The following is a 25,711-nucleotide window of genomic DNA, read 5'->3' as shown; positions in this document are numbered from 1 at the left end:
CGTACCCAAATGCAAATAAAAGACGTCACCAACTATATTGAACAATTAGCACCGCTTTCGTATGCTGAAGATTTTGACAATGTTGGTTTATTAATAGGTAATTACAGTACTGAAGTTACAGGAGTTTTAGTTACGCTAGACACCCTTGAAGAAACTGTAGATGAAGCAATTGCTAAAAACTGTAATCTTATTGTAAGTTTTCATCCTATTGTATTTAGCGGATTGAAAAAGATTAACGGCAACAATTATGTAGAACGCGTTGTATTAAAAGCTATTCAAAATAACATTGCTATTTATGCTACTCATACTGCATTAGATAATGTAAATAATGGTGTCTCAGCAAAAATGGGAGAAGTTTTAGGTTTAGAAAACATGAAAACCTTAATTCCTAAAAAAGGAATCATTAAAAAACTAACAACGTATGTTCCTTCTCAAAATGCTAACAACCTTCGTAACAAATTATTTGAAGCAGGTGCAGGAAACATTGGTAATTACGACAACTGTTCTTTTAATACAGAAGGAAAAGGAAGCTACAAAGGAAACGAGAACTCTAACCCTACTATAGGTAAAAAAGGAGAACTCATGTTTGAAGAAGAAACCTGTATTACGGTAACTTTCGACTCTTTTTTAGAAGTAAAAATACTTTCTACTCTCTTTAAAAACCATCCGTATGAAGAGGTTGCCTATGAAGTTATAACCTTAGACAATCAAAATCAACATGTGGGTATGGGTATGATTGGAGAACTTCCATCAGCTATGAAGGAAAAAGATTTTTTATTATTTGTAAAAAAAACATTTAAAACTGGCTGTGTTAGACATTCTGAATTACTCGACAAACCTATTAAAAAGGTAGCTGTATTAGGAGGTTCAGGAAGTTTCGCTATTAAAAATGCGATGCGAGCTGGAGCAGATGCTTACATTAGTGCTGATTTTAAATATCATGAGTTTTTTAAAGCAGAAAAAAGAATATTACTTGCAGATGTAGGACATTATGAAAGCGAGCAATTTACAAAAAACATTTTAGTTGATTATCTTAGCAAAAAATTTAGTATTTTTGCAATTATTTTAAGCGAAAAAAGTACAAATCCAATACACTATATTTAACAGATGGCAAAAAAAGAAGTAACGGTAGAAGAAAAATTAAGAGCGTTATACGATTTACAGTTAATCGATTCTAGAATTGACGAGATTAGAAACGTTCGCGGTGAATTACCTTTAGAAGTTGAAGATTTAGAAGATGAAGTTGCCGGATTAAACAAAAGACTTTCTAATTTAGCTGAGGATGTTAAAAATTTAGAAACTGATATTAGTAACAAAAAGTTAGCTATTGAAGAATCTAAAAACTTAATTACTAAGTACGAAGAACAACAAAAAAATGTTCGTAATAACCGTGAATTCGACTCTTTATCTAAAGAAATTGAGTATCAAGAATTAGAAATTCAATTATCTGAAAAGAGAATTAAAGAATACAAAGCTAAGATTTCTCAAAAGAAAGAGGTTATTGATAATACCAAAGAAAAATTAGCTCAACAAGAAGCACATTTAGCTCACAAAAAAGGTGAATTAGATGCTATCTTAAAGGAAACTGAAAAAGAAGAGCAATTATTAAAAGAAAAGTCTGAAGAATTTTCTCAATCTATTGACAAACACTTGTTAACAGCATACAAAAGAATTAGAACTAAAGTAAGAAACGGATTAGCAGTTGTTGCTATTGAGCGTGGAGCTGCTGGAGGTTCTTTCTTTACTATTCCACCACAGGTGCAATTAGAAATTGCAAACCGTAAGAAAATTACAATTGATGAGCACAGTGGTCGTATTTTAGTAGATCCAGCCTTAGCACAAGAAGAAAAAGAAAAAATTGACAGCTTATTTGCTTAATATTTTTCTTAAAACATATACAAAGCCTCCAAATTGGAGGCTTTTTTGTTGCTATAAATTTTTAATTATAAAATTGGTGACTGTTAAAAATCAAAGCCTCTCGCTTTTCACCTAACGTTACATTTTCGTATCTTGCATTCTGCTTATGATACAATTTATATTAAATAATCAGGTAATAAAAACTACAGCAAACGCTGGTATTACCTTACTCGACTTTATTCGAGAACATCAACAATTAAAAGGTACAAAAATAGGATGTCGTGAAGGCGATTGTGGAGCTTGTACTGTCTTAATTGGTGAATTAAAAGATAATAAACTTAGCTACCAAAGTATAACTTCTTGTATTTCTCCCTTAGGAAATGCTAACGGAAAGCATATTGTTACGGTAGAAGGAATAAATTTATCCAAAGAACTAAACACTGTTCAAAAAGCGATGACTGACAATTATGCTACTCAGTGTGGGTTTTGTACCCCTGGTTTTGTAGTTTCTATGACTGGTTATGCTCTTGACGACAAGCAAACAACCTCATGTAACGATGCTATTAGTGGAAATATTTGTCGTTGTACAGGCTATAAATCAATTGAAAAAGCAGGTTTTGAAATAGAACAAAAACTGCAACAAAAAGATAACAACCAGCAAATCGACTGGTTAATCAAGGAAGGTTTTATTCCTAATTATTTTGTAACTATTCCAGAAAAATTAGCTCAATTACAACCAAAAACCTTTGAAAAAACAGGTGTAAAAGTAGCCAACGGAACCGATATATATGTACAGCATGCAGATAAAATGGCTGAAGAAGATGTACATTTATTAACCGATAAAAATGCTTTAAAAGAAATATCTTTTACTGAAGGATTTTGTACACTGGGTGCTAATACAACCGTTACCGAAATTGCAGAAAGTAAACAACTGCAAACCCTTTTCCCTAAACTCAAGCAATTTTTAAAACTTGTTTCTTCTGAGCAAATCAGAAATATGGGAACTATTGGAGGTAACTTTGTAAATGCCTCACCTATTGGTGATATGTCTATTTTCTTTTTAGCATTAAACTCAACGTTAACCATTCAGAAAGAAGATGGAAACACGCGACAAATTCCGTTTCAAGAGTTTCATCAAGACTACAAAACATACGACTTACAAGAAGGCGAAATCTTACAGTCTATAACATTTAAAGTTCCGCAGGCAGAAGACAATTTTAATTTCGAAAAAGTAAGCAAGCGAACGCATTTAGACATTGCAAGTGTAAATTCCGCAGGAAGAATTACACTAAAAAATAATATAATTACAGATGCACATTTTTCTTTAGGAGGTGTAGCTGCAATTCCGAAGTATTTATACCAAACCAATACCTTTTTAGTAGGAAAAGTAATCAGTTCTGAAATCATCAAAGAAGCAGAAGCTATTTTACAATCAGAAATTTCTCCTATCAGCGATGTTCGTGGAACTACTGACTATAAACGTTTATTGGCAAGACAATTATTTTTTGCTCACTTTTTAGAGCTATTCCCTAATCAAGTTGAACTTAAAAAACTAATTGCCTAATGAAAACGATGAAGAACATAGACAGTTTCACCCATGTTAGAGGAGAATCATTATTTGTTGACGATTTAATGCTGCGTCAAGATACCTTATTCGGTCTGGTTTTTGATTCACCAAAAGCACACGGAAAAATAAAGTCGGTAGACTATTCCAAAGCTGAAGCGCTAGACGGCGTTGTAAAAATATTTACCTATAAAGATGTTTTAGGCGAAAATCAAATTGGTGGTATTATTCCCGATGAACCTTTATGGGCAGAAGATGAAGTACATTTTTGGGGACAACCTATTGCTTTTATCGTAGCTAAAAGTGAAGCGATTGCTAAAAAAGCGAGAACTTTAATTACCATAGATATTGAAGAACTTCCTGTGATTACAACAGCCAAAGAAGCCAAAGAAAAAGGTAGTTTTATCAATGCTCCTCGCTCATTTAACTTAGGGAATACTCAAAACGCATTTAGCGAATGTGAATATGTGTTTGAGGGCGAAACTTTTTCTAACGGACAAGAACATTTATACCTAGAAACACAAGGTTGTTATGCAGTACCACAAGAAAACGGAAATATAAAAATTACTTCCTCTACGCAAGGACCTACTGCTGTACAAAAAACAGCTGCCAAAGTGTTGGGTATCCCAATGCATAAAATTGAGGTAGATGTAATTCGTTTAGGTGGTGGTTTTGGAGGAAAAGAAGACCAAGCTACTCCATGGGCGGTAATGGCTGCTGTTGCAGTACAACATTTGAATCGTCCAGTAAAATATATGTTAAATCGACATGACGATTTACGTATGACAGGAAAACGTCATCCGTATTCATCTTTTTATAAAATAGGGTTAACAAAAGACCTAAAAATAAAAGCTTTTGAAGCAGAGTTCTTGCAAAACTCTGGTGCTGCAGCTGATTTATCTCCTGCAATTGCCGAGAGAACTTTGTTTCATGCTACCAATAGTTACTTTGTTCCCAACGTGCATACCACCGTGTATAGCTGTAAAACCAACTTACCACCTAACACGGCTTTTCGTGGATTTGGTGGTCCGCAAGGTATGTTTGTCATTGAAAGTGCTATTGCCGATGCCGCTGATAAAATGGGCATTAACAAAAGAGAAATACAAGAAGCAAATTTATTGGCTGAAAATGATGAGTTTTCTTACGGACAAATTGCTACTGAAGTACAAGCACAAAACTCATGGTTTAGTGCAAAAGAACAATATCAACTTGAAAAATTAGAGCAAGAAGTTGCAGGTTTTAATAGTAAAAATGACCATTACAAAAAAGGTATTTCATTAATGCCCATCGCTTTTGGTATTTCGTTTACCAATACCCCAATGAATCATGCACGTGCATTGATACATATTTATCAAGATGGAAGTGTTGGCGTCTCTACAGCTGCCGTGGAAATGGGACAAAGTGTAAATACTAAAATGTTGCAAGTAGCACAAAGTGTTTTAGGAATTTCGGCAAATAAGGTTAAACTGGAAACAACTAACACTACGCGTGTTGCCAACACCTCACCTTCTGCTGCGAGTTCTACTGCCGACCTCAACGGAAAAGCAGTTGAAATGGCTTGTAATTCGTTAGTTGAACGACTAACAAAAGTTGCCGCTGACATGCTTTCTTCCGAAGAAAAAAACATTTCCTTCAAAGAGAATTTTGTTTTTGTAAACGATAAAAAATCAGACTTAACATGGGAAGCTTTAATTACTGAAGCGATGCTTCGTCGTGTGGCATTGTCTGAAAATGCCCATTATGCTACTCCTGTAATTCATTTTGACAAGACCAAAGAAAAAGGACATCCGTTTGCCTACCATGTATACGGTACTGCCATCACAACAGTTACTGTAGATTGTATCCGCGGTAATTATGAAATTGACAGCGTAAAAATTGTACACGACTTTGGTAAAAGTATGAATATGGGTATTGATTTAGGGCAAGTTGAAGGTGCTTTAGCACAAGGAATCGGCTGGATGACCTTAGAGGAAATTGCCTATAATAATGATGGACGCTTGCTTTCGAATGCGTTATCTACTTACAAGGTTCCTGATATTTTCTCAGCTCCCAAAACAGTAGAAACCATTCCGTTAAAAACGGAAGGAAATCAAATGGCTATTAAAAAATCGAAAGCAGTTGGTGAGCCTCCATTAATGTATGGTATTGGAACGTATTTTGCCATCCAGCAAGCAGTAAAAGCCTTTAACCCTAATTATAAATTAAAATTCCACGCTCCTTTTACACCTGAAAAAGTATTAATGGGATTATATGAAAAATAAAAGCTTATCAAACTACAATACACCAAACAGAATATATTTAGGGGGGCGTTAATTTATAGCATTGGAGATACCGTTGCATCCCTGTTACTAAACGAGTTTTCAATATACAGACTTCTCGGAATGGTACTTATTGGTGCTACCGTTTATGCTTTTGAAATCCCTAATTATTTTAATTGGATAGAAAAAAAGACAGCCAACAATAGCGGACTCAAAAGAACTATAGCGAAAACAATATTAGCCATTGCTTACTTTAATCCGCTTTGGATTTTTAGACATTTACTGTTTATCAAGCTATTTTCTGGGAATTTTGAACAAATAACCAGTAACTTATTCATTGTTGCTTGTTGGTCATTTTTGGTAAACATCCCTATTTCGTTTATCGCTAATTTTATCATTCAAAATAAAGTAAAACTCGATTGGCGTTTTTTAGCAAGTGCTATATTCTCAGCTCTTATGGCTATTTATTATGCACTAAGCGAAACCATTTTTAATTAGACGTTTATGGAATTTTGGCAACAGTTACACACAAAACTTCAAAATAGGCAAAAGGTATACCTACTAACGGTAATTGAAAACCTTGGTAGTTCTCCTGGTCGAAAAGGTTTTAAAATGTTAATTGCTGAAGATGGTTTTATTTTTGGCTCTGTAGGTGGTGGTGTGATGGAGTTTGCGCTCGTTGAAGAAGCCAAACAACTAGTACAACAAGAGAATCCGCCAACCTTTAGTAAAAAACAAATTCATAAAGGAACTATCAAAGATGGTTCGGGTATGATTTGTTCTGGTGAACAAACGGTGGCCTTTCATTGCTTAGATGCTAAGCATATTTCAATAATCTCAACCATTATTTCTTCTTTACAACACGGTAAAAAAGGAACTTTACATTTATCTCCTATCCTATTTGATTTTACTACTGATATTCTAGAAAATCAGTTTGAGTATGACATCAACTCAAAAGAAGATTGGTATTTTAAAGAACATATCGGTTTTAAAGAAACCTTGTACATTGTTGGTGGTGGACATGTAGGTGTTGCTGTTTCTGAACTCTTTGTAAAGCTAGGTTTTTATGTGGTAGTTTTTGACAATAGAGAAAACCTCAACACCTTAGAAAACAACCAAACTGCTCATAAAAAACAGGTTATTGATTATAATGATATTGAAAACTACATAGAAGAATCTTCTTCAAGCTATGTAGCTATTATGACCAATAAATATACTGATGACAAGTTGGTATTGAGTAAGCTCCTTAAAAATAACTATCAATTTTTAGGTGTTTTGGGTAGCAAAGCAAAGTTGCAAACGATGTGGGAAGTTCTGCAAAACGAAGGATTCACTCAAAAAGAATTGAGCAAAGTATATGCACCTATTGGACTTTCTATAAAAAGTGAAACGCCTGAGGAAATAGCAGTAAGTATTGCGGCACAAATCATACAAATAAAAAACACTTAAACCGTATAAAGAGTAATGGATCAACCTAATGAATATAAAGCCTTTTTAGCAAGTGTTTTTAATCGTTATGCTACGGTGAGTGACGAGGTGATTTCTTCTTTGTTTTCAGCTGCAAAAGTGCACGATTTAAAAAAGGGAGCTACTTTATTACCCTTCGGAAAGGTGTCAAAACACATACACGTGCTATACAAAGGCGCAGTAGTTTCTTGTTTTTTACATAAAAACGGTACGGTATATCATAAAAACATCTTTTTATCAGGTAGTTTTATAGGTTCTGTAGTATCATCACTTACCAACACACCTTCTCAGTTTTCTCTAGAAGTTATAGAGGATTCTACAGTTATTAGCTTTCCGTATGATGTATACAGGCAACTTATTAAAGAAAACCAAGATTTGCAAAACTTCTATATTGCTTATCTTGAAAAGAACTGGGTAATTGATAAAGAAAAACGAGAAATTGACATTGTTTTAAAAGAAGCTAAAGAACGGTATCTTGATTTTGTAAACGCTAACCCAAACATAGAAAATAGAATACCATTACACTATATTGCCTCTCACTTAGGCATCACTCCCACTCAGTTAAGCCGAATTCGTAAAAGCATTAAAAAAAATGTGTAGCAATCAACATATGTAAAGAAAAAGGTTTTATTTCCTTTCCATCTTTGCAGTATGAAAATATTCTTTATATACTTTTTAGCCTTTATTGGAGGAGTATCACTAGCTGTTCAAGCAGGATTTAACACGCAACTAGGTACTATTGTAAAACAACCTGTTATTGCTGTTATAGCCACTTCTATAGCCAGCGCTATTTTTGGATGCTTATTCATATATCTATTCAAAGAAGAAAGTATTCAACTAACTATAGCGCAACAAGTACCTTGGTATTTATGGTTCATTGGCGGACTTTTTAGCATGATTGGTATTTCTCTTTATTTTTACACCATACCAAAGCTAGGTATTTCAAAAATGATTGCTTTTGGTCTATGTGGTCAATTGATTTTTTCGTTATTCGCAGGAAAATTTGGTTGGTTAAACTTGCCTGTTGAACCCATAACTACCCAAAAGTGTATTGGAATTGTTTTCATGGCAATTAGTATTATTTTAATCAACTCAAAATGAAAAAAGTAGTATCAAACATTAACAATTTAACCTCTTTATGGAAGTCTGCTGCGGTTCCATACCAAGGTTACCATAAAGAAACATTTTTTGAAAGCGCTTATATACAAAACACTCAATGGCCTAATAGAATTTGGACCAACCTCTCTCCTTCTGAGAATCAGCTAAAGGAGATACAAAAGCAAATGATTAGTAAAAACAACCGTTTTACATTTTCTTTATTTACACTTCCCTATCAAGAAAACAATATGGAGCTTGACGCTAAAATTCAGTTAAAGTCAACTCAATACGGAATGAGTTTAGAACTAAAAGAAAAGTTTGAAACTCAAAGACAGATCGATTTTAAAAGAGTAGAAAACACAGAAGAAGCTGACATTTGGAGCAACGCTTTTTTTAAAGCCTTTAATTACGAAATAAGCACAGCAACTATTTTAAAAACTAAAGAAACCATACCCTACTATCTTGTTTATTTTGAACAAGAACTTGTTGGAACCGTAATTTTATACACTACTAATACTGTTGCCGGCTTACATAGTTTGGGTATTATACCTGAAAAAAGAAAACAAGGTTTTGCTACCGAAATTATGCGTCACACATTGAACAAAGCCATTGACCAGAATTTATCGTTAGCTACATTACAAGCCTCAGAAATGGCTAAAGAAATGTATTTAAAACTAGGGTTTTCTTTAGACTTTTTAATGAAAAATTATGGTATTGTCAATCCTTCTTAAAAGTACAACATATTAACACACATAACTTTTGAACTTGGTAAAAAAATAGTAGGTTTGAAGCTACTAATGAGAAAGGATGAATTATAAAGAAGTCTTTAAAACAATTGAGGAAACTTACACTCCGCTATCTACTGAGTGTCAACAAGAATTAACTGCCAGTTCAAAAGTTTGTGTATATAAAAAAGGAGACATTGTTGTACGAGAAGGGCAATTCTCTAAAAAAGTCTTTTTCATTGTACAAGGATGTTCAAGAGCATATTACTTAAAAGATGGTAAAGACATTTCTGATTGGTTTACTTTCGAAAATCAGTTTATGGCTTCCATCGTTAGCTTTTTTAGCAATGAACCAAGTCCGCATTATGTTGAATTTATTGAAGATTCAACTGTTTTGGAATTTTCAAAAGATACTGTTGATAAGCTTTCTCAAAAGCATCACGACTTTGAACGCTTAATTAGTAAAATAGTCACTGAGACCATGTTGGGGCTATGCGAGCGATTATACACCATTCAATTCAACAAAGCAGAAGAAAGATATAAACACCTGCTTAGTATTTATCCTTTTATAACCAACAGAATTCCTCTTACACATATTGCCTCTTATTTAGGAATAACTCTAGAAACGTTGAGCAGGATAAGAAACCCCAAAAAACGAATTTGATTTATATCAAATGATAAGCCTTCCATTTACAGCAATTTTGCTAACAAATACAATAACAATGGAAGATAACAATAAACAACAACTAAAGTCAATCTGGGGAAAATGGTGGGAACCTATTAGAAAGTGGTTTTACCCCGCTTGGTTAATCTACGAAACTTCAGTTCGGTTTTATGAGTATGCCTTATCGGTTCATATGTACTTTAAGAATCCGCAAAACAATATCGCTTCCTATATAGGAGAAGCTAGCACCCAAATTTTAGGCATATTTTGTAGCCTTAGCACTTTTATAATCTGCATAGTCTTTTTAACAATACCTACCTGTTTTATACTGTATAAGTTTTTTAAAACAAAAAACTTAACAGGCTCTCAATTTGAAGCAACATTAAAACCTATATTTTAAGATATATGAAGAAAATACTCATTATAAACGGACACCCAGACAAGGAAAGTTTTAATTATGCCCTTTCTGAAGCTTATAAAACAGGCGCTAAGAAATCGACTGCTGAAGTACAAGAAATCAACATCCGAGAATTAAACTTTAACCCTAACCTTCAATTTGGCTATCGAAAACGAACAGAACTTGAACCTGACTTATTAGAAGCACAAGAAAAACTAAAGTGGGCAGACCACTTAGTATTGGTATACCCTATTTGGTGGGGCTCAGTACCTGCAATTATGAAAGGTTTTTTAGATCGGGTTTTACTCCCTGGCTTTGCTTTTAATAAAAAAGAAAACTCTTTATGGTGGGATAAATGTTTTACAGGAAAAACAGCCAGAATAATTTGTACGTTAGATCAACCTGCTTGGTACTATAAGTGGATATATAGAAGCCCGAGTCATAATGCGATTAAAAAACTAACATTAAACTATATAGGAATAAAAAAAGTGCGAATTACTACTATTGGTCCTATAAGACTCTCAAAAGAAAAGTTTAGAAGTAAATGGTTGAAAAAAGTAGCAACTCTTGGAACAATGAACAAATAAAAAATAACAGTTATTTTTTATAAACTGTAACAATTTCGAATCTCATCTGTCATTGAAAAAAACAGAACTAATGAAACTAATTTTACAATTATTACTAATTACTTGTTTAATAGGTAAATCTTATGCTCAAAAAAATGACAAAAGTGTTTATAGTAAAACTGATGCCTATTTAGAAAGCACCATAGATAGCCTAAATATTATTGGGTTAAACTATGTAATACTTATTGATAATAAAGTAGTACACAAAAAATCATTTGGTTTAGCACATGCGCAACTTAAAGTACCTATGACTATAGATAAGTCTTTCCCTGTTGCTTCAATATCTAAATTATTCAGTTCAATTGCACTTCATAAATTATTAAGCACTCATAAACGAGATGTAAGTGAAACTTTAGAAGATTTTCTTCCAAACAGAAACGACTTCCCTGAGTCTTGGAAAAAATTAACTCTCAAACAACTACTATCTCATACTTCTGGTATTCCAGACCAAATAGATTATCAAATTTATTTAGCTCCTGATAGTGAAAAAAGTGTTATTGACACTCTAAGAGATAAACCATTTAGTTCTGAGCCAGGAACGGAGTCAAAATATAATGCAACAGGTTTTTTACTAGTTCGTGCTATAATTGAAAAATTAGCAAATCAGGATTTTGAATCCTATATGCTAACTGAATATTTCGACAAGTTCAATTTAAGTACAGCTAAGTACGGTGGGTTTAAAAAAGTTATTCCTAATAGGGTTACTTGTTACCAAAAAAGAAATGGGAGTTTAGAAATGTTTCCTCTAAATTATTCTTCTCCTATGTATGCTGGTGCTGGTTTAAATATCTCAATAGATGATTTAGTTAAATGGTTTCAAGCTATTCAGGAAGAAAAAATCATCACAAAAGAACAACTCGAAAAAGCTTGGACACCTGTAAAGTTAAAAAATGGAAAAGATGGCTATTTTGGATTAGGTTGGGAGTCTTACAGACTTCAAGATGGTTATAGAATGGTTGGACATGGAGGAGCTGGTATTTCCTCTTTCAGACATTACTGGAACGAAAAAACCAATCAAAATATTACAGTTATTTTATTAACTAACGGTGCTTTAAACTGGACTATTAGACCAAATCAAATTAACTCACAAATTGCAACTATAATACTTGAAAGTGAGTAAAATACTTTGTGTAGTACTATACATACTCTTGCTTCTTAAAACCAAAATTATACATTTAATATACTAACTAACATTTTTCTACACAATACGATATTTTATCTTTTTATTGTTTGGTAACACTCCTCTTAGGCGGGGAGCATCGTTCCCCTTAGGTGTATGGTATCACTTTCCTTAGGCTTCGTGTGTTGACCCGATTAGGCTTCGTGTGTTGACCCGATTAGGCTTCGTGTGTTGACCCGATTAGGCTTCGTGTGTTGACCCGATTAGGCTTCGTGTGTTGACCCGATTAGGCTTCGTGTGTTGACCCGATTAGGCTTCGTGTGTTGACCCGATTAGGCTTCGTGTGTTGACCCGATTAGGCTTCGTGTGTTGACCCGATTAGGCTTCGTGTGTTGACCCGATTAGGCTTCGTGTGTTGACCCGATTAGGCTTCGTGTGTTGACCCGATTAGGCTTCGTGTGTTGACCCGATAAAAAAGTTACACTTTTTTATCTTACTTTTTTTATATTTGAGAGTGTTAATAAAATTGCTAAAAGTTCCACATACCCTACCGTAAAAGGAATATAATAGTAGTTTCATTATGTATATAAACTAGTTGCCAACAAGCTGAAAAATGCCCAGAAACTTCATCAAAAATATTATATTTTCCAGAACACCACTAAATTCCTGTTATAGATTTGGAGACAAATTTCAGATTTATCCAGTTAATTTAGAAAATGCACCAAGTTCTACTCACGCAATACATTTTCCGATGATTATTGAATTTTATGTGGATGATTCCGAAATAAAAGAAGTAAAGGAATTCGATTCAAAATCTGTGAATCAAACAGTCGCTGAATTAACAGCTCAAACCAATAAATTAATTCAATTAACAAATCTTATTTCGACAATTTCGAATTATCGTATATTCTTTTATAGACACATAGAAATGATGTGGACAGTTCCAGTACCAGAAGAAATAACAGAAGAAGTCAAAAAGGAATTCAATAAAATTTCAAGTTCTACTTCAATGCCTTCATTTACATATGAAAACATTAGTAAGGATATGTTCATTACTGAATTCTCTAATCCAGATTTTCCGAAAATTGAATTGCTAAATCAAAGATCATACTATTTCTACGAACCTTTAGAAAGCAAGAAAAAGAGCATTAATTTTCCAAATACAATAGACATAATTTTTGAGAATTACTTCAATTTAGATAATAAGGAACTCAAAATAATTAATTCTGCTATGCATCAGTTTTGTAATGGATTAGATTTATTCAAAACTATGAAAAGTCTATCATTTTTCTCTATTGTTTCTAGTATTGAAACATTAGTTAATTTGGAATTTAAGAATGAGAAAATAGAATTTGAATGTAATGATTGTAAAACAATAAAAACATCGAAAAGACATTGTCAAAAATGCGGAAGACCGATTTGGGGAATAGCTGCAAAATTTAGAGAATTTCTTTTTAAATATGTTTCTGACAAAAAAGAAGCCAAAAAATTATACAATCAAATTTATACAATTAGGTCAAGAATTACACACACGGAATATTTATTAAACGGAGATAATTTCTCAGATTGGGAATTTAATAACAAGACAGAAGAAATTAGTATGCTACATTTAAAAGCAATGCAAATCGCTAGAAGAAGTTTTGCTAATTGGTTATTTAGTAAATCCGAATAAAACCAGTTGGCAACAACGTATATAATCCATTGCTAGTACTCGCCCACTTACGAAAATCCTCGCGGATTTTCTATTCGGTTTTTATTTGCTAAATTACGTGCTATACCACGCAACGTATCATATACAAACCCGTTAGATTTCATTAGAAAAAAATTATGAAAGGACAAGATTTAGTTAAAAAGTATCAAGAAGTTTGGAATGAATACATTGAAACCTCCATAAATAATTCTACATCTACAAGTGAAGACAATCTTTTAGATAGAGGTTTTGTTTTCCAATTTGATGAAAACCAAAAAGATATAGATATTTTATTTGTAGGTATCAACCCTTCTTATGGAGGTGATAAATCCGAAGGACTATTCTATAGTAAAAAAGATATTGGAAATTTAAACTACTTTAAACCTTTTAACAATATAATAAAAGAGCTTGATGATAAAAGAACAGGTTTTAGGAGCCTTACCTGGTCTCATTTAGATATGTTGGTTTTTCGAGAAACACAACAATCCTTTATTAAAAACCAATTATTAAAAACAGAAGAAGGAAATAAATTCATTGATAAACAATTAACTATATCTAAACAAATTCTTGAATATTTAAACCCTAAAATTATGGTTGTATCAAATACTGCTGCAAGACACTTTTTAGGTAGAGATAAATACGAGAAAAAGGGTGAAAATTTTGCAGTTTGGATGGGATATGATTTTGAATTTGATTATAGTTTAGGTACAGATAAAATTATAAATAACTCCAAAATAAACTCTTATGTCTTTTTCTCTTCAATGTTGTCGGGACAAAGAGCTTTAGATAATGGTAGTAAACAACGATTGATTTGGCATATAGATAATGTTTTGAATAAAATAACGAAAACCTAACAATATATAACTACAATTACGGCAGATTCAACTACGTCCAAATCTACTCTATACAATTAACAAAACAGCAACTCAATCAAAACAAATGAAAATAGACACCGATACACTACCTAAATGCTCATTAGAAGAGAAGAAATTTTCTTGGGGAGAGCCATACTTAGTTGTAACCCCAATATTTGACATGGTAATACCACAAGAATTATCTAATCTTGAATTTTCTATTGAAATATTTATAAAAAATAACTTCCGAAATCAACTATTAGAGTTTTACAATGTTTTGATTAATTATGAAGAAAACAATCGGATTGAAAATTTCGAGGATACCATACCAGAACAACTTCGTAAAGAAGTGTTAGCAAAAATTAAAAGCTTTCTTGACTCTGAAAAAAAATTAACACCTTGGGAGAAATACAATGAATATAGAAAAGAACTAGATTTTTTGTATGAGTTTGAAGAAGAGTTTAACCGAAAAATATTATTTATCAACCCAAAATAGAGCCACTTACTGTAATTATTATAAGTAATTCACTAACTCTCGCCTACTTTTTATCCTTTTGAACAATAATATACTGAAAAACTCTTCTCTAAATGGAAACACCTCAAATGACACAAGAACTCTATCAAAAAGCAATAAAATTTGCTGGAGAAAAGCACAAAGATCAAAAAGTTCCTGGAACGAACTCTAACTATTTGCTACACATCTCTAACGTTGCTATGGAAATAATCATAGCATATAATGCAAATAACAACTTCGATTTGAATTATGCTGTTCAATTAGCGCTACTCCACGATACATTAGAAGATACTGATACTGACTTTTCGGAGTTATTGAACATGTTTGGAGAAAAAGTTACTATTGGAGTTCAAGCATTGACTAAAAATAAAAATCTGGATTCTAAAAAAGAGAAAATGACAGACAGCTTGAACCGAATAAACAAACTTAAAAAAGAAGTTGGAATGGTAAAATTAGCAGACAGAATTACAAACCTTCAAGAACCACCAAAACATTGGAAAAAAGATAAAATTCAAAACTATTTATCTGAAGCTATCGTAATTAATGAAGCACTAAATAACAAGAATGAATATTTAAATAAAAGATTAGACAATAAAATTACTGAATACAAAAAGTATATTAAATAAAAACATTCCACGCTACCAACCCTTAGTATAAGTAGCCAATTCCCCCCTATTCTGAAAAATTGCTACCATATCTTTAAACTACATTTCTTTACTAACATTTTTCTACACGGTAGCATATACCACTGTTTAAAATAGCTCCCCTTACTATGGGAGAGTCACTCCCCTTAGGCAGGGAGTATCGCTCCCCTTACCATTGGGGTGTCATCCCGATAAAAACCACACCCTATTTCCACCCCATAAAAACAACCAACAAAGCTAGCCTTTTTAACAAAAAACACTCTAAAAGAGCATATTACAAACACTTTCTTAATCTAACCACGCTTAAAAAGTGTAATTTTTTTCATATCTTCTCATGGTCTAACCACTTAATAATAAGCCTTAAACGCAAAAGTCATGAGGAACAAACTAAAAAAAGACTTAGGATTATTTGATGTTTTTGCCATAAGTACTGGAGCTATGTTTAGTTCTGGTTTCTTTTTACTACCAGGAATCGCCTCACATTACACAGGACCTTCTGTATTTTTAGCCTACTTACTTGCAGGTGTATTAATACTGCCCACCATGTTTAGTATTGCTGAAATATCAACAGCCTTACCACGATCAGGTGGAGCATACTTTTTTTTAGATAGAAGTTTAGGACCACTCATGGGAACCATTGGCGGACTGGGTACCTATTTTGCTTTAATGCTTAAAACAGCCTTTGCTATTATTGGTATTGGTGCTTATGCCGCTATATTTTGGGAAGTACCTACCAAAATAGTTGCCATTGTGGCTACTCTCTTTTTTATGGCGTTAAACTTAGTAGGTGCTAAAAAAACCTCCGCCTTTCAAAAAGTATTTGTCATATTTCTATTAGTCATTTTGGTTGGTTTTATTGCAGATGGTCTTTTCTCCATCTTTACCTCAGATACTATTACCAACGAATCTATCAACAAACAATTTACTCCCTTCTTTTCAAACGGATTTGGAGGAATGTTTACCACTATAGGTTTTGTTTTTGTTTCCTACCTAGGGCTCACTCAAATAGTAAGTGTTGCAGAAGAAATTAAAAACCCTGAAAGAAATATTCCTTTAGGTATGATACTTTCTTTAGTCGTTACAGGATTAATTTATGGTTTGGGTGTTTTTATTATGGTAACTCTTATTGAGCCTACTGCCTTTGCTAACGAACTAGCACCAGCAGCTACAGCCGCAGAACAACTTTTTAAATGGTTACCCGATAATGTAGGAGTTTTATTAATGTCGGTAGCAGCACTTGCCGCTTTTGCCTCAACAGGAAATGCAGGATTATTATCTGCATCGCGATATCCGTTTGCCATGGGACGCGATAAACTGTTTCCTGCTATTTTAGCTAGAATTGGTAAAAAGGGAAGTCCTATAGTCGCTATATTTTTAACCACAGCATTAATTATAGTATTCATTCTAGTACTATCAGAAGAAGGTATTGTAAAGCTTGCTAGTACCTTCCAACTGTTAATTTTTATCTTTATCAATTTCTCTGTTATCGTTTTTAGAAAAAGTAAAATAGAATCGTACGACCCTGGCTATTTATCTCCATTATATCCTTTTATGCAAGTTATCGGAATTGTTATTTCATTCATCCTTATTATTTATTTAGGATGGATGCCTATACTTTTTACCTCAGGTATTATTGTAATAGGCCTACTTTGGTATCACTTCTATTCCAAAGGAAAAGTAAAACGAGAAGGCGCTATTTTTCATTGGTTTGCGCTTTTAGGGAGGCATCAGTACGACGAGTTGGAAAATGAATTAATGACTATTTTAAAAGAAAAAGGACTTCGTGAAGGCGATCCTTTTGATGAAACCGTAATTAAGTCGAAAATAAAAATAATTAAGGATACTACTAACTTTGACAAGGTCTTAAATATCGCTTCCGATTACTTTTGTAGAGAGTTAGACCTCAACAAAGAAGGAGTACTACACAAATTTTTCCAATCTATACCCGATGAATCTGTAATAGCGTTACCTGGTATTTTAGTTTTTCATGCCAAGTTTAAGAGTGTTACGCATCCTTCCATGAAAATTGTTATTTCTAAAAACCCAATTAAAGGCGCATTTCCATCTGAAGATTATGAGTTTAAAAAGCCCATACAAATCTGTGCTTTTCTAATTAATTCTGATGAAAACCCAAAACAGCAATTGCGCATGCTATCGAGACTTCTTGATATTTTAGAACGAGAGCACATCGTAAAAACCTTGCTTAAAATGAATAGTCACAGAGAAATTAAGGAGTTTTTACTACAAAACGAACGATTTGTAAGCATCAAACTACTCGAAGGAACTCCGCAAGACACCATGATTGGAAAACAGCTAAAGGAAATTCAGTTACCAAAAGATGTTTTAGTAGCTTTGGTTGAAAGAAACGACAAAACGTTTACCCCTAACGGTTCAACTGTTTTTCTAAAAGATGATGTACTTACTATACTTGGGGAAACCAAATCTATCGCAAAACTGTATAAGGAATACATGAGTTATGAAATAGATAAGCTGGATACGGAGGAGACTACTTAATTTTTGGTTTGATTTCTAAGGTTTAAAATAGCTATATTCGCTACCAGACTATATCGGTTTATTAAAACGGCAGATACTTTAAACCCTTTTTAAATAATAAAAACAGCTGAGCTCAGAAAGTGAACTTAACAGAAAAAAATATAGATGATATCATCCAAAAAAGTAATTTTTCATCATTTATGAATAATTCAAAATGGGAAAAACTATTTGATAATTTAGTTAAGGAATTTGACTCCGTATTTATCAAGTATAAACTTATTGGACGGGAAAAAGTTCTGGAAACTGAATTTGATTTTGTTGATTTCTATCCTTTTTTCATAGAACCTATTTTATATAAAGAAATTGAATGGGTTGAATTTCCTGAAAAAATGCAAATGATTAATAATAAACGGATTTCAAAACAAACAATTTCTGAACATAGCCAAGACATTACTAAAATTAAAAATTTGATTAATAAAATTGGAGATTTTGATATAGAGAAATATAATGGAATTTTAAGATTATATGGGTATAAATAATGCTATACTATAATCCACAATTATAATTCCTTTGAATTCAACTATACCCAAATCTACTCGGAATCACTAATACAAATTCTTAAACAAAAACCATTCTTTTTAACCCAATAATTAAACAGTAAAAACTCCCTCTCCCAACTTTCCAAAAAAATCTAATTAACGTATCTAATAGTATTATTCTATACTTCTTAAGTTATATCTTTGGTAAATCGTATCTCATGCTGAAAAAGATTAAACTACAAAATGGACTACCAAACATACGAACCACATACAGATTTAAGCTCCATTATTAGTTGTTATTGGACTTTGGAAGTACCTATACTTTCCGAACCACAAAAACAACGAATTGTACCAGATGGTTGTATAGAGATGGCATTTATTCTTGGAGACGATATCAAACGGTACACTTCCGAAAATGACTTTATACTTCAACCACGGGCAATGATATTGGGACAAACAATTGAGCCATTTTATATTGAACCAACAGGTTATGTCAATACTTTTGCCATTAGATTTTATCCTTATGGGTTTGCCAATTTTATTTCTGGACCAATCAACAACTTGGCAAATAAAGAAACGTCACTAGACCTACTTTTTGACAAGAAAACCGCAGATGGTTTACAACAAAAAATAATCAACGCTGAAAATACGATACAACGTATAGACATAATCGAAAAGTTTCTTTTGGATACGTTTAACGACCAAAAAACAATTCATAATATTGTAAAAAATACTGTTGATGCCCTTCTAACTACAAACGGAAGTGTTTCTATAAACTCAATCCTCCAATACGACCTATCTAAAAGAAGACAGCTTGAAAGAAACTTTAAAAAACAAATTGGAGTAAGCCCCAAACAATTAGGGAAAGTAATTCGATTGCAAACAGCTTTAAAATTGATGCTTAACCAAAAGTCTAAAAACCTAACCGATGTTGCCTATAAAAGCGACTATTTCGATCAAGCTCACTTCATCAAAGACTTTAGAGAATTTACAGGAATAAACCCCAAAGAGTTTCTTACTGACGAAAGCTTGAAGCTTTCTACTCTTTTTTACAAATAAGCTAAGGTGTCGCATTTTTACAATTTCAACTAATTTTCTGCTCTTAGTTTTGCATCAATAATACTAAGCTGAAAATGAAAAACAACACACTTATTGCCATTATTACCCTACTTTTTTGCTTTGTGTCTTGCAAAAACAAAGACACTACAGTCGCTAAAACAACGCAATCTCAAGAATCAATCACTAAAAGCATACAACAGATGAAAAGTTATGTCTCAATTTTCGAAATTCCAGCAACCAACATTACACGAGCCGTTAATTTTTACAAAGAAATTTTAGGAATAGAAATTGAAAGATTCCATTTTCCAGAAATGGAAATGGGGGTATTTCCTTACCAAAATCAAATGGTTACAGGAGTAATTATACAAGGCGAAGGTTATGAACCTTCTGCTAGCGGAGTTACCATTTACCTCAATGGTGGAGACAACCTGCAAACTATTATTGATAAAGTAGGAGAACATGGTGGAAATATTGTGATACCTAAAACACCTCATGCTGACGAAAACGGGTACTTTGCTATTTTTCTCGACTCAGAAGGAAATAAAATTGGACTTCATTCGCCAAATTAAAAAAACAAACTCCTAACAATAAAGGGAAGTAATAATGGTTTGGGTACTAACTCAAACCGTTATTTCTTTTTATTAAAGTGTCTTAAAAACAAACCCATAAATTTATAAAGTCAGCTACAACTCATATATCAAACGAAAGCAAAACTCCCTGTATAAAACCATTCCTTCCCCTTTTCAAAAAAATCTAATTAACGTATCTTGCAGTCTTATTAAAAGACACCTATAATGCAAGACAAAAACTTACATACTTATATAAAAAATGTTGTAGAAAATATGCCGGCAGATTGGTTAAACCTAACCACGCACCGTCTGGATATTTATGTAGAAAAACTAGCCAAAACCCAGTTTTTAGAACAGTTTGAAGATTTGTATAAAAACAACAATACTGCTGCTTCTGCTTTAAACGAGTTACCAACTGCGTACGATTATATTCGTTTAGGGCATCCGTTATCATCTGTATTAGAATGGACGATTGCCAAACTATACCATACAAAAGCAGAAAATGTAATTAGTTTTTCGTCACAAACAGTTCCTGTGTTGGCTGTATTAAGAGCGAATTTGTTTGCTAATAAAAACACGCAAATAGTGTACACCAATGAAATCCCTAGCTTTTTTGATGCAGAAGTAATTAAAAATGTATACGGATATCAGTTTGAATTAAAAAAGGTGGATAGTGTTGAAGCTATTCCAGAGTTTGATGGTAGCACCGTATTGATGATTGTTGAACAAGAAGCTATTTGCAACTTTACCTTTGTACCAAACGTTGATTTTTACATCAATACACACCCAGAATTAGGAAGCCTTTTATTGGTAAACGGTGCACAAAACGATTCTTATATTTCAGATATTCAACATGTAAGAAGAAGAGAAACTATTGCCATGACTCCTGCTAATTCGTTAAAAGCGTTAAAAAGCCTTATCGATGAGCTGTATGATGTTACGGTTACTGATGTAGCACAAAACAAAGCGAAGGTTGAGAAATTAATCAATGAAATTACCAATACCAGTACAAAAGCATTAGTAGCATCAAGTGGACTTTCAATACAATATGCCATTTTAATGGGATTAATTGATGATGCTCTTGAAAACCATCAAGGAAAAGCGATTAAAATTGTAGTGCCTCCAAACTGTTATGGTGGTACAAACGACCAAGCAAGACGTGTTGCTGCTTGTTTAAACAATGTAGACATTGTTGATTTACCTGTTGATGGAGACAATGATATGGTAGAAAGTATTGACACCGTGTTAACTAACATTGCAGCACAAGATGCGGTTCCTTATATCATTGCTGAAATTCCAACCAACCCAAGAGTAGAAGTACCAAATCTTACCGATTTAAGAGATGTTTTGAGTAAAAAACGTACGACTCCTACTGGTGAAACAGCGGTTGATCCTGTGTTTATTTTAGACCAAACTTTCTGTCCGAATGTTCACTTTTTAGGAGATACAGACATGTTAGCCAATATTAGAACTATTTCGTTTGCTAGTGGTTCTAAATTCCCAAGTGGTGGAAAATGTACTGCTGGATACTGTGTTGGAAACAAAACAACGAATGCTTTAATTGAAAAAATAGAAAAACACTTACACATTTGCGATAACGAGGCTACACCGCTTCAATATGAAATATTGGCTGCACAAATGCCTTCTATGACGCAACGAATTAGCGATGCTTATAAAAATACTCGTGAGTTTGTAAACTTTATTCATGAAGTGTTACCTGATGCTAAAATCAATTTTGTTTCTGAGGAATTAGCAGCACAAGGGTTTACGCCATCGGTATTTTCGTTAGACCTTCCTACCAAAGGAAATACTGCGGAAGAAAAAGAAGCGTATAAAAGAACTTTAAACTTAAAACTTATCAATTTAATGATTACTGAAATACCAAATGAAAGTAAGTATTGTGTAAGCTACGGACAGTTAAAAGGTTGTTACTGGACGATTCCTGCAACCTCAACACAAGGAACTACCAAAGAAGGTGATAAAGATTATATTGCTCGTGTAGCACTTTCTCCTAATATGGATTTAGAGCTTCATAAAAAAGTGTTCTTAGACTTTGTAAAAGGTATTTAAGAACTATAAAACGTCATAGCGAGGAGTGGTAACGACGTGGCTATCTTACTCTCTACATAAAGATTACTTCGTTATCACTCGTAATGACAAAACAAAACGTCGTTTCGATTATATGAGTGACTCCTTTTTTAAAGATTTCTCCTTTCGTTACACTTCAGTTCGAAATAACAAAACAAAACGTCATTTCGAAGGAGGCTACGACTGAGAAATCTCAATAATCAGAGTAACCAACCTTAGTGAGATTTCTCCCTTCGGTCGAAATGACGTTTATTTATTATTTTAGAAAGTTTCTTTCCTTTTCTAAAACCTCCAACACACAATGCGTGTTACCTTGTTCCCTTGATGCATAGGAATTACTTTAAACTCTTTAACTCCTAACTTTTTTCCTGAGTTTTGTAAGCTTTCTACGTTTTCTTTTTTAGAAACCAAACTCGTAAACCATTTACTTACTTTCGGAAATTTAGAACTCTCATATAAATAGGTATGTAAAAAAGCTTTCTCTCCACCTATATACCATAATTCATTAGAGTTTCCTGCAAAATTACGGACAGCATTATTTCCTAAGTTTCTTGATTTTCTTCGGTTGGCTCCTCTAGCCTCTTCTGCCGATTTATAGAATGGTGGATTACACATAGTTACAGTAAATGCATCATCTGCTTCTATGATTCCTTCTAAAATATGCTCTTCTTTAAACTGTTGCCTTAATTCAACCTTATCCGTAAAACCATTATCATCTATAATGTCTTGAGAATAATCTAATGAATCTAAATCGATATCAGTAGCAACAAAATTCCAGTCATATTCTGCAATTCCCAACAAAGGATAAATACAACTTGCTCCTGTGCCAATATCTAACACCGTTACGTTTTCCTCATCTGCTACCAAATCGGCTAAATGATGAATGTAATCTACTCTTCCAGGTATTGGCGGACATAAATTATCATCAGAAAAATTCCAATGTTTAATATTATAATGAGCAGCTAATAATGCCTTATTAAACTCCTTTACTGCTATTGGGTCAGAAAAATCGATGGTTTCCTTCTCAAATTTTTCAATAACAAACTCCTCTATTTTTGGATACTTTTCTTTTAAGAGTTTAAAATTATATCCGTTTTTATGTTTGTTTTTTTTGTGTAATCCTTTTTTATCTGCCATTAAAGTGTAATAACTGTAAACTCTAGTTGTAACGGATGTAAATTTTCTTTCAGAACTTTAATAAAGTCGGCTCCATATTCTAAATAGAGCTCTGAAAAATTACGTTGACGTTCTTCTAAACTTTGATTAGGTAACAATTCGTTTTGCAAAGCTACGATTCTTTCAACCATTTCTTTCTGACGTCTTTTTTCTGCTCTCAACCATCTTTTCTCGAGGTTTTCTAGTCCTTTTATCTGCTTTTTTTCTTGTGCATTTACTGCACCTACAAAAGAAACATCGGTTTTTTGAGCTAGCTCACGTAAATCGTCAAATTGTTCTTGTAAAAACTGCTTTTGCTTGGTAAAATCTACCTTAGTATCGCCATTAGCTAACACTTTTCTTGCTAGTAAGTCGTCTTGTTTTAAAAATAGTTCTTCTTCTGAAACGTTTAGTTTCTCTAACTTTCCTAATTGTTTTTCTGAAAGTATTTGAGCTGAGTTTCTCAATAACAAAATAGGAAACGGAACATTTACTTTATCAAAATATGCCTTTAACTCTAACCAGTAGGCTAACTCTCCTCCTCCACCTATGTAACATAGGTTCGGTAAAATTACCTCTTGGTATAGTGGACGCATAATTACGTTTGGTGAAAAGCATTCTGGCTGACTATGTAAATGGTCTAGAATTTCATCTTTTGTCCAAGAAATATCTGTATTATTTACTTTGTAAATTCCGTTTTCAAGAACAATACGTTCGCGAATCCTATCGGTGATATAAAACAAGTTTATCTCACGCGGATTTACTTGTATTTTATATGATTTCTCTAGTTCTGTAATTGTTTTCGATACTTCTTTATAAGAGGTTTCGTGTAACAAATCGTATTCTACATACGGTGTTAGTGCTCTTTTTAATTCTCTTTCATCAGCATCTAAAATTACCAAACCATACTTTCCAAAAAGTTTATCGGCTATATATCGGGTTGCATCTGCTAATGTTTTGTGTTGCAAGTATCCTTTTTCAAATATCTCTTTTATTTGAACAGCATTTTTTGAACTTCCCAAATGTTCTGCAAACACTTCAAAAACATCTTGTAACCCCTCGGTTGTAAAACGCCCTACTGGTCCTGCTTGGTCAGAGTTCCACTGTACTTTTTTACCTTTAAAGTTAAAGAAGTTAATTTCTTCAAAATCGTGGTCTTCAGTTGCCATCCAATATACGGGTACAAAATTCTCATTCGGAAATTGCATTGACAAATGTTCACACATATTTATAGTTGATATAATCTTATATAAAAAGTATAACGGCCCTGTAAATAAGTTCAGCTGATGCCCTGTTGTAATAGTAAATGTATTCTCTTCTAGTAAGCTTTCTATATTTTTTTGCGTGTCGAACGACAAATCAATGTCTTTGTATTGTTTTCTCAATACTTCAACCAATCTTTTTCTTTGAGTGCTTGAAATAGGATTTGCTTTCTTATCTTCTAGTTGCTTTTCAAAGTTTCGTAAACTCGGATAACGGTTATAAAAAGGTTGAATATTTTCATCAGCCTTTAAATAATCCTCCATTGTTTTAGAAAAGAATCCTGTGTTTTTATAAGGTATATTGGTTATGTTCATTACTTGTGCGTTCTTTGAAATAAGGTGTAAACATACGGACGTTCTCCTCCGTACGGATTTACAAATGTGTGATTAAAACTATTGACTAAAACAAAATCGTTTCCTAATTTTTCTTGTAACATTTCCGTATTGTAACGTTGTAATTGCAGTCCACAACATTTTTCTGCTCCGTCTAAAGCAAAAACAGCAATAATTACAAATCCGTCAATTTTTACAAGCTTCTTTAATAAATTAAAATAGGCGTTTTGTTCTTCGTTTTTTAAAAAGAAGTGTAGTACCGCTCTATCATTCCATACATCAACTTCATCAAGCTCATGCAACTTAGTTGGAGTCACTAAATCATCAGCTATAAAATTAACTTTTGATGCATCTTTTCCTAATCGATTTTGTATATCAATTAAAGCTTTTTCAGATAAATCATTTGCTATTAAACCTGAATATCCATCAGCTACTAGCTCGTCAATTAACATGGATGAACCAACGCCTACATTTAAGATTTTAGCGTCTTTAGGTACTTTGGATTCTTTTAATAATTGAATAGTTTCTTTCGAACTTTCTTCGAACCAGCCTAGTTTTTCTGTTGGATTTTTTACGTAGGCAGCATTCCAGTGTTTTTTATAATTAATTTCTTCCGGAATGTTACACTCACTCTCTTTTGTAGTCATAGTCCAAAAATAGGAAAATTTAATCCTTTGTCGAAAACTTACCAGACTTCTAACAGATTTTTAACTACATTCTTTTTTTAACCATCTA

The 25,711-nt window shown here is 33.0% G+C and carries 24 protein-coding genes; 21 read left to right on the top strand and 3 right to left on the bottom strand.

Annotated features, from left to right (window positions below):
• The first annotated feature begins 9 nt into the window (after window positions 1–9).
• From ACTPNM_RS07290 to ACTPNM_RS07190, 21 genes are all read left to right on the top strand, one after another.
• Window positions 10–1,104: a Nif3-like dinuclear metal center hexameric protein gene (locus ACTPNM_RS07290; RefSeq protein ID WP_440121176.1), complete on the top strand. Its 1,095-nt coding sequence runs from the start codon at window positions 10–12 to the stop codon at window positions 1,102–1,104.
• A 3-nt stretch (window positions 1,105–1,107) separates the two neighbouring features.
• Window positions 1,108–1,878 (top strand): zinc ribbon domain-containing protein, encoded by a 771-nt coding sequence (locus ACTPNM_RS07285; protein ID WP_440121175.1) that lies wholly within the window; start codon window positions 1,108–1,110, stop codon window positions 1,876–1,878.
• 145 nt (window positions 1,879–2,023) lie between these two features.
• Window positions 2,024–3,421, top strand: a complete 1,398-nt coding sequence (locus ACTPNM_RS07280) for an FAD binding domain-containing protein (protein WP_440121174.1) — start codon at window positions 2,024–2,026, stop codon at window positions 3,419–3,421.
• 8 nt (window positions 3,422–3,429) lie between these two features.
• On the top strand, window positions 3,430–5,682 hold the full coding sequence (locus tag ACTPNM_RS07275) for a xanthine dehydrogenase molybdopterin binding subunit (RefSeq protein ID WP_440121173.1): 2,253 nt from the start codon (window positions 3,430–3,432) through the stop codon (window positions 5,680–5,682).
• A 120-nt stretch (window positions 5,683–5,802) separates the two neighbouring features.
• Window positions 5,803–6,177 carry a hypothetical protein gene (locus ACTPNM_RS07270; protein ID WP_440121172.1) on the top strand — a complete coding sequence of 125 codons (375 nt, stop codon included), beginning with the start codon at window positions 5,803–5,805 and terminating at the stop codon, window positions 6,175–6,177.
• Between the two features lie 6 nt (window positions 6,178–6,183).
• A complete protein-coding gene (locus ACTPNM_RS07265; protein ID WP_440121171.1) occupies window positions 6,184–7,128 on the top strand; it encodes an XdhC family protein in 945 nt (314 codons plus the stop codon).
• Window positions 7,129–7,143: 15 nt separating this feature from the next.
• Window positions 7,144–7,746, top strand: coding sequence for a Crp/Fnr family transcriptional regulator (locus ACTPNM_RS07260; protein WP_440121170.1), 603 nt, complete (start codon window positions 7,144–7,146; stop codon window positions 7,744–7,746).
• A gap of 51 nt (window positions 7,747–7,797) precedes the next feature.
• Complete coding sequence (locus ACTPNM_RS07255) at window positions 7,798–8,247, top strand: DMT family transporter (RefSeq protein WP_440121169.1); 450 nt, start codon at window positions 7,798–7,800, stop codon at window positions 8,245–8,247.
• On the top strand, window positions 8,244–8,975 hold the full coding sequence (locus tag ACTPNM_RS07250) for a GNAT family N-acetyltransferase (protein ID WP_440121168.1): 732 nt from the start codon (window positions 8,244–8,246) through the stop codon (window positions 8,973–8,975). The genes ACTPNM_RS07255 and ACTPNM_RS07250 overlap by 4 nt, the downstream gene beginning before the upstream one ends.
• Window positions 8,976–9,051: 76 nt before the next feature.
• Complete coding sequence (locus ACTPNM_RS07245) at window positions 9,052–9,633, top strand: Crp/Fnr family transcriptional regulator (RefSeq protein ID WP_440067362.1); 582 nt, start codon at window positions 9,052–9,054, stop codon at window positions 9,631–9,633.
• A gap of 405 nt (window positions 9,634–10,038) precedes the next feature.
• Window positions 10,039–10,617 carry an NAD(P)H-dependent oxidoreductase gene (locus tag ACTPNM_RS07240; protein WP_440121167.1) on the top strand — a complete coding sequence of 193 codons (579 nt, stop codon included), beginning with the start codon at window positions 10,039–10,041 and terminating at the stop codon, window positions 10,615–10,617.
• Between the two features lie 70 nt (window positions 10,618–10,687).
• The gene (locus ACTPNM_RS07235) at window positions 10,688–11,776 is read left to right on the top strand and encodes a serine hydrolase domain-containing protein (protein WP_440121166.1); all 1,089 of its coding nucleotides are present in this window, start codon (window positions 10,688–10,690) and stop codon (window positions 11,774–11,776) included.
• Window positions 11,777–12,593: 817 nt separating this feature from the next.
• Window positions 12,594–13,448 (top strand): hypothetical protein, encoded by an 855-nt coding sequence (locus ACTPNM_RS07230; RefSeq protein WP_440121165.1) that lies wholly within the window; start codon window positions 12,594–12,596, stop codon window positions 13,446–13,448.
• 155 nt (window positions 13,449–13,603) lie between these two features.
• Window positions 13,604–14,320: a hypothetical protein gene (locus ACTPNM_RS07225; protein ID WP_440121164.1), complete on the top strand. Its 717-nt coding sequence runs from the start codon at window positions 13,604–13,606 to the stop codon at window positions 14,318–14,320.
• Window positions 14,321–14,405: 85 nt separating this feature from the next.
• A complete protein-coding gene (locus ACTPNM_RS07220) occupies window positions 14,406–14,816 on the top strand; it encodes a hypothetical protein (RefSeq protein WP_440121163.1) in 411 nt (136 codons plus the stop codon).
• A gap of 92 nt (window positions 14,817–14,908) precedes the next feature.
• The gene (locus tag ACTPNM_RS07215) at window positions 14,909–15,460 is read left to right on the top strand and encodes an HD domain-containing protein (protein ID WP_440121162.1); all 552 of its coding nucleotides are present in this window, start codon (window positions 14,909–14,911) and stop codon (window positions 15,458–15,460) included.
• A gap of 393 nt (window positions 15,461–15,853) precedes the next feature.
• Entirely contained in the window at window positions 15,854–17,992 is a 2,139-nt protein-coding gene (locus ACTPNM_RS07210) for an amino acid permease (protein WP_440121161.1), read from the top strand.
• A gap of 119 nt (window positions 17,993–18,111) precedes the next feature.
• Window positions 18,112–18,510, top strand: a complete 399-nt coding sequence (locus ACTPNM_RS07205) for a DUF6678 family protein (RefSeq protein ID WP_274640180.1) — start codon at window positions 18,112–18,114, stop codon at window positions 18,508–18,510.
• A gap of 243 nt (window positions 18,511–18,753) precedes the next feature.
• Window positions 18,754–19,569 (top strand): AraC family transcriptional regulator, encoded by an 816-nt coding sequence (locus ACTPNM_RS07200; protein ID WP_274640181.1) that lies wholly within the window; start codon window positions 18,754–18,756, stop codon window positions 19,567–19,569.
• 74 nt (window positions 19,570–19,643) lie between these two features.
• A complete protein-coding gene (locus ACTPNM_RS07195; protein WP_274640182.1) occupies window positions 19,644–20,138 on the top strand; it encodes a VOC family protein in 495 nt (164 codons plus the stop codon).
• 225 nt (window positions 20,139–20,363) lie between these two features.
• Window positions 20,364–22,208 (top strand): cystathionine beta-synthase, encoded by a 1,845-nt coding sequence (locus ACTPNM_RS07190; RefSeq protein WP_440121160.1) that lies wholly within the window; start codon window positions 20,364–20,366, stop codon window positions 22,206–22,208.
• A 300-nt stretch (window positions 22,209–22,508) separates the two neighbouring features.
• On the opposite strand, the gene rlmF is transcribed toward ACTPNM_RS07190, so the two are convergent.
• From rlmF to ACTPNM_RS07175, 3 genes are read right to left on the bottom strand one after another with little or no spacing between them, the layout of a single operon-like run.
• Entirely contained in the window at window positions 22,509–23,363 is an 855-nt protein-coding gene (gene rlmF / locus ACTPNM_RS07185; RefSeq protein ID WP_440121159.1) for a 23S rRNA (adenine(1618)-N(6))-methyltransferase RlmF, read from the bottom strand.
• Entirely contained in the window at window positions 23,363–24,958 is a 1,596-nt protein-coding gene (gene bshC, locus ACTPNM_RS07180) for a bacillithiol biosynthesis cysteine-adding enzyme BshC (protein ID WP_440121158.1), read from the bottom strand. The genes rlmF and bshC overlap by 1 nt, the downstream gene beginning before the upstream one ends.
• Window positions 24,958–25,623, bottom strand: a complete 666-nt coding sequence (locus tag ACTPNM_RS07175) for a class I SAM-dependent methyltransferase (RefSeq protein WP_440121157.1) — start codon at window positions 25,621–25,623, stop codon at window positions 24,958–24,960. Before ACTPNM_RS07175 ends, bshC begins: the two co-directional genes overlap by 1 nt.
• Window positions 25,624–25,711 lie beyond the last annotated feature (88 nt).

The organism is Tenacibaculum sp. Ill (assembly GCF_051938915.1).
GTDB classification, from domain to species: Bacteria; Bacteroidota; Bacteroidia; order Flavobacteriales; family Flavobacteriaceae; genus Polaribacter; species Polaribacter larymnensis.
The sequence above is the reverse complement of the archived record's forward strand: the minus strand, read 5'-3'. Positions and strand labels throughout refer to the sequence as shown.